We start from the raw sequence: 5,352 nt of genomic DNA on the forward strand, positions 1-5,352 counted from the left end.
CAAGTCCTGATCGATAAATTACTGCTCTGCATCACTGTACCGCTCTTGATACTGGTTCTAAATCCACAGGAAGCACATTGAAAAGAAAGCTTGTTTTCAAGCCAATAATGCTTGATTCCAGTACATTTCTTACAGATGATTCCTTGCTTGATCCTTTGTGATTTGATGAATTCAACACAGGAAGCCTCGTCAGGAAACCGATTAATGAAATTGATAATATTCATGGTCAAAACCGTTTATTTTGACCTAATTTAAATCGAGTTAAACCCTTAATAAAGCAATTGACACCAACTGTCAAAAAGAACTTATTTGGCTACTGGTGACTTTGCGGATATTCATATTCTGTAAAATTAAAAAGCAATGTATCTGCAATATAAATCCTCGTTTATCTTTTTTTTGGTTCTTGCCTTCGCTATTTCTTTAGGGGCAACAGCTCAGACCGAACCCGGAACCCTCACCGCAAAAAAAGCGGTTTATTTTGAATTTGGAGGGAGCTCTGGAAGATATGCAGTTAACTACAGCAAGATTTTCCATCAAAAAGGGAAGCTAAAGCTAAGTGCCAGTGCAGGTTTTTCTATGTGGAGGCATGAAAAATTAGATTCGAGGACTACTTGGCTTCCTACAGTTCCTTTTGGAGATGACAGCCTTTTACGGAAAGTCAAATCATCACCTGGAAATGGGAATTGGGTTTACCCCCTACTTAGGCACAAGCTTAGATTTAGTTTCGGAAACGATTGGGTATAGAGATATAGTGGTTATTGACGCCTTCATTCCTCTTAGAGTCGGATACAGGTACCAAAAACCGGAAGGTGGATTCTTTTTTAGATTGGGTTATACGCCAATTATTGACTTTCCGCCAATAACAGGAGGAAATTGGTCCTTCAATCCTTATTGGGCCGGACTAAGTTTTGGGAAGAGTTTTTGAATCGTTTGAGTGGATTTTATTAGAAAATCTTTTAACAAAGTCTATTCTTCGATATTGATATCGTTGCTGAATTGGTATTAAATTAAAAAATGCCGAATTTTAAGCTATAAAATTAAATTAAAATGGCTACAGTTGACAGTTTACGAAATGGACTAATTGAGAAAATTCTCTCTATCAATAATAAGGATTTTTTGCAAGCCTTGGATCAGCTGATTTCTTCTGATTCTTCAGTATTCGAAATGTCAAAATTGACAGAAGATCAAAAGAAGATGTTGGAAATGAGTGAGGAGGATATTAAAAATGGGAAGTTAATTTCACAAGAAGCCATGGACAAAAGAAATCTGGAATGGCTAAACGCATTGTAATTTGGACAAAAACAGCAGATCTTCAATTTATCGGTGTTTTAGAATATTGGGTTAATCGAAATAAGTCCACCACCTACTCAAAAAAACTTTTAGATTTAGTTTCAAAGAAAACAAGGCAACTATCCAAAAGACCATTTATTTACAAGTCCACAGAATTCAATGGGGTAAGGGTCGCTCCTATAGGTAATTTTAGTATCTATTACAAAGTTGATGGCCTTCAAATCACCATTGTGGCATTTTGGGACAATCGTCAAGACCCCAAGGAACTTTTTAGTGCCTTAAAAAAGTCAAAAGAAAGTAAATAAGACAGTTTTTGGCTTTTTCAGAAGTCAGACTTTTACAAAATCCGCTGGATATTCAAAATTGATTTACACATTCCTTTCGCCTAAATTTTTCCTTTGTGATCACTCTTCGCATATTTGCATCTTAAACCAAACGCCTGTTTGTAAAGGCTTATTTATTTTATGTCACAACCCATTAAAATTACCCTTCCGGACGGTTCGGAAAGGGAGTACGAAAAAGGAACTACCGGACTACAGATTGCTGCCAGTATCAGCGAGGGTTTAGCCCGGAATGTCCTAGCCGCAAAAGTCAACGGTCAGGTGTGGGATGCCACTAGATCAATTGAAGAAGATTCAAAGCTTCAATTATTGACCTGGAATGACGGAGAAGGAAAAAACACCTTTTGGCATTCTTCCGCCCACTTATTGGCTGAAGCTTTGGAAGCGCTCTATCCTGGAATCAAGTTCGGTATCGGCCCGCCGATCGAAACGGGATTTTACTACGATGTAGATTTTGGCGATCACACCTTGGATGGATCGGAGTTAGAAAAGATCGAGCAAAAAATGATCGAACTGGCCCGGGAAAAAAATGAGTATGTCCGAAAAGCGATTTCAAAGAAAGACGCCATCGCTTACTATCAAGAAAAAGGCGACGAGTACAAACTGGATCTTCTGGAAGGATTGGAAGACGGTTCGATAACTTTTTATGAGCAGGGCAATTTCACGGATCTTTGCCGTGGTCCTCATATTCCCAATACCGGTTTTATCAAAGCGGTCAAGCTGACCAATATAGCCGGAGCTTATTGGAGAGGGGACGAAAAGCGGAAAATGCTAACCCGTATCTACGGGGTCACTTTCCCTAAAGCCAAAGAGCTGCAGGAATACCTTACTCTTTTGGAAGAAGCTAAAAAGCGGGATCATCGCAAGATTGGAAGGGAATTGGAGCTGTTTACTTTTTCAGAAAAAGTAGGGCAGGGGCTTCCGCTTTGGTTGCCCAAGGGGACACTTTTGCGGGAGCGATTGGTCGCTTTTATGAAAAAAGCCCAAGACAAATCAGGATACGAGCAAGTGACCACACCTCATATCGGGCACAAAGTGCTTTATGAGACCTCCGGTCATTATGAAAAATACGGAAAGGATTCCTTTCAGCCGATTCATACTCCTCATGAAGGGGAGGAGTTTTTGCTGAAACCGATGAACTGTCCGCATCACTGCGAAATCTACAAGCATAAGCCAAGATCGTACAAGGACTTACCGATTCGCTATGCTGAGTTTGGAACGGTCTATCGCTACGAGCAAAGTGGGGAATTGCATGGATTGACGCGAGTGAGAGGATTTACTCAAGATGATGCCCATATTTTCTGTCGTCCCGAGCAGGTAAAGGAAGAATTTATCAAAGTGATCGATTTGGTGCTTTATGTATTTAAAGCTTTGGGCTTTGAAGATTACACTGCCCAGATTTCACTTCGTGATCCCGAAAACAAGCAGAAATACATCGGAACGGACGAGGCTTGGGCCAAAGCCGAAGCTGCGATTATCGAAGCGGCAGCCGAAAAAGGCTTGGAAACTGTCACCGAATTAGGGGAAGCGGCATTTTATGGCCCTAAGCTTGACTTCATGGTCAAAGATGCGTTGGGTAGAAAATGGCAGTTGGGGACCATTCAGGTAGATTACAACCTACCTGAGCGATTTGAATTGGAATACATCGGTTCGGACAATGCCAAGCATAGACCGGTGATGATTCACCGTGCGCCATTTGGATCGCTAGAGCGATTTGTTGCAGTATTGATTGAGCATTGTGCAGGTAACTTCCCGCTTTGGCTTTCACCGGAGCAAATTAATATTCTTCCGATTTCTGAAAAATTCATCACTTACGCTGAGGAAGTTAAATCCTTGTTGGAAGATGCTGGAATTACCGGAAGCATTGACAATCGCGATGAAAAGATTGGTCGAAAGATCAGAGATTCTGAAGTGAAAAAAGTGCCTTTTATGCTTATTGTAGGAGAAAAGGAGCAAGAAAATAGAGTGCTATCTGTGAGAAAGCATGGAGAAGGAGACCTAGGTAACTACTCAATCGAGGAGTTTATTAAGTATTTTCAGGGGATTATTTCAGATTCATTGAGTAAGGAATAAGTTGGTAAAATTTTATTCCGCTTTTTTCGATTAAAAATAATTCCGATATTTGCAGTCAATTTCACAAAACAACAACAGCTAACTTGAGAGACAGACAACCACACAGAGGTCGACAAGAAGAACCATACAAGGTAAATCAAAGAATCAGAGCCAGAGAAGTACGCGTAGTAGGGGATTTTGTAGAAGGAGGAAACGCGGTAATGCCCACGGATAAAGCCATTAAGCTTGCCGAGGAGAATGATTTGGATCTAGTAGAGATTTCCCCCAGTGTCAATCCTCCCGTATGTAAAATTTTGGATTACGCGAAGTTTAAATACGAGCAAAAGAAAAAACAAAAGGAGATCAAGGCCAATGCTGCCAAAGTTGTTTTGAAGGAAATTCGCTTTGGTCCTAATACTGATGATCATGATTTTAATTTTAAATTGAAGCATGCCATCAGTTTCTTAAAAGAAGGTGCCAAAGTAAAAGCTTATGTGCACTTTGTAGGTAGAAGTATTGTCTTCAAAGAAAGAGGAGAGATGCTTTTATTGAAATTTGCTCAGGCTTTAGAAGAATACGGTGCTGTGGAACAGTTGCCTAAATTGGAAGGAAAGCGAATGAATATTTTCATCGCACCGAAGCAGTCAAAGAAATAATTTCAACTAAATAAATACAGTAAGATGCCTAAAGTAAAAACTAAATCAAGTGCAAAAAAACGGTTTGCCTTAACGGGAACCGGTAAAATCAAAAGGAAACACGCTTTCAAAAGCCACATCCTTACGAAGAAAGCCACCAAAAGAAAGCGAAACTTGACCAAAACTGGTTTGGTTCACGAGTCTGATGAGGGCAGAGTACGTGACATGTTGAGAATCTGATCAATCTGTCCATCAATTAATTAAGGTTTATTTATTCACCAGATGCTATGGTACAAAAGATTCTGACAATTCAGAACACCAAGTGTCAAAAAACAACAAACTATGCCTAGATCGGTAAACGCGGTAGCGTCAAGAGCAAGAAGAAAGAAAATCCTAAAGGCCACCAAAGGTTACTTCGGAAGAGGTAAAAACGTGTGGACTGTAGCGAAAAACAAGTATGAGAAAGGTCTTCAGTATGCATACAGAGACAGAAAAGCAAAGAAGCGTGAATTCAGAGCATTGTGGATTCAGCGTATCAATGCTGGTGCTCGTGAGCATGGTATTTCCTACTCTCAATTTATGGGAATGTTGAAAAAAGCTGATATCGAGCTTAACCGTAAGGTTTTGGCGGATTTGGCAATGAATCATCCCGAGGCATTCAAAGCTGTAGTTGAAAGAGTAAAATAAGGTAGGCACACCTTATTTTGCAGAAGAGGCTGTCTCAAAACTGGTTAAAAAGTTTAAGGCAGCCTTTTTTAGAGTGTAGAGGCCGATTTACTGATTTTCGGCCTTTATTTTTTTGACCTCTGTTCAACTTCGGGTTTCGGTGTTGATTTTTGGTAAAGGAGTTACTATGCAGTATTTCCACGGCTTAATGGACAAAAACCGGGCTTTAAAATGGCTCATCGGACCATCTTGGCCAAGTTGTGTGCGATGACCAGCAGACCAGTTTCGATAGCTACTTTTTCCTTACCTCTGAGCATGAATCTGCCTCTGCCTTTGTTGAACTTGAGGTTTCCGAAAACAGGTTCTAC

Annotated in this window: 9 protein-coding genes; 7 read left to right on the forward strand and 2 right to left on the reverse strand. The window is 40.3% G+C overall.

Annotated features, from left to right (window positions below; genetic code table 11):
• Positions 1-224, reverse strand: a 224-nt coding sequence (locus tag BLQ57_RS20385; RefSeq protein WP_139162690.1) for a transposase, incomplete at its 3' end; no start/stop codon positions are given.
• 136 nt (positions 225-360) lie between these two features.
• Between BLQ57_RS20385 and BLQ57_RS20390 the strand changes: the two genes are divergently transcribed.
• From BLQ57_RS20390 to rplT, 7 genes are all read left to right on the forward strand, one after another.
• A complete protein-coding gene (locus BLQ57_RS20390; RefSeq protein ID WP_087941470.1) occupies positions 361-744 on the forward strand; it encodes a hypothetical protein in 384 nt (127 codons plus the stop codon).
• Positions 745-1,047: 303 nt separating this feature from the next.
• The gene (locus BLQ57_RS20395; protein ID WP_087941469.1) at positions 1,048-1,290 is read left to right on the forward strand and encodes a hypothetical protein; all 243 of its coding nucleotides are present in this window, start codon (positions 1,048-1,050) and stop codon (positions 1,288-1,290) included.
• The gene (locus BLQ57_RS20400) at positions 1,272-1,595 is read left to right on the forward strand and encodes a type II toxin-antitoxin system RelE/ParE family toxin (protein ID WP_087941468.1); all 324 of its coding nucleotides are present in this window, start codon (positions 1,272-1,274) and stop codon (positions 1,593-1,595) included. The genes BLQ57_RS20395 and BLQ57_RS20400 overlap by 19 nt, the downstream gene beginning before the upstream one ends.
• 159 nt (positions 1,596-1,754) lie before the next feature.
• A complete protein-coding gene (gene thrS / locus BLQ57_RS20405) occupies positions 1,755-3,704 on the forward strand; it encodes a threonine--tRNA ligase (protein WP_087941467.1) in 1,950 nt (649 codons plus the stop codon).
• 83 nt (positions 3,705-3,787) lie between these two features.
• Positions 3,788-4,339 (forward strand): translation initiation factor IF-3, encoded by a 552-nt coding sequence (gene infC / locus BLQ57_RS20410; RefSeq protein ID WP_087941466.1) that lies wholly within the window; start codon positions 3,788-3,790, stop codon positions 4,337-4,339.
• Between the two features lie 24 nt (positions 4,340-4,363).
• A complete protein-coding gene (rpmI, locus tag BLQ57_RS20415) occupies positions 4,364-4,558 on the forward strand; it encodes a 50S ribosomal protein L35 (protein WP_087941465.1) in 195 nt (64 codons plus the stop codon).
• Positions 4,559-4,660: 102 nt separating this feature from the next.
• A complete protein-coding gene (gene rplT, locus BLQ57_RS20420) occupies positions 4,661-5,005 on the forward strand; it encodes a 50S ribosomal protein L20 (RefSeq protein ID WP_087941464.1) in 345 nt (114 codons plus the stop codon).
• Between the two features lie 215 nt (positions 5,006-5,220).
• Here rplT and BLQ57_RS20425 read toward each other — a convergent pair.
• The coding region (locus BLQ57_RS20425; protein WP_139162847.1) for a transposase at positions 5,221-5,352 on the reverse strand (132 nt) is incomplete at its 5' end.

It is taken from the genome of Algoriphagus faecimaris, from assembly GCF_900101705.1.
GTDB lineage: Bacteria > Bacteroidota > Bacteroidia > Cytophagales > Cyclobacteriaceae > Algoriphagus > Algoriphagus faecimaris.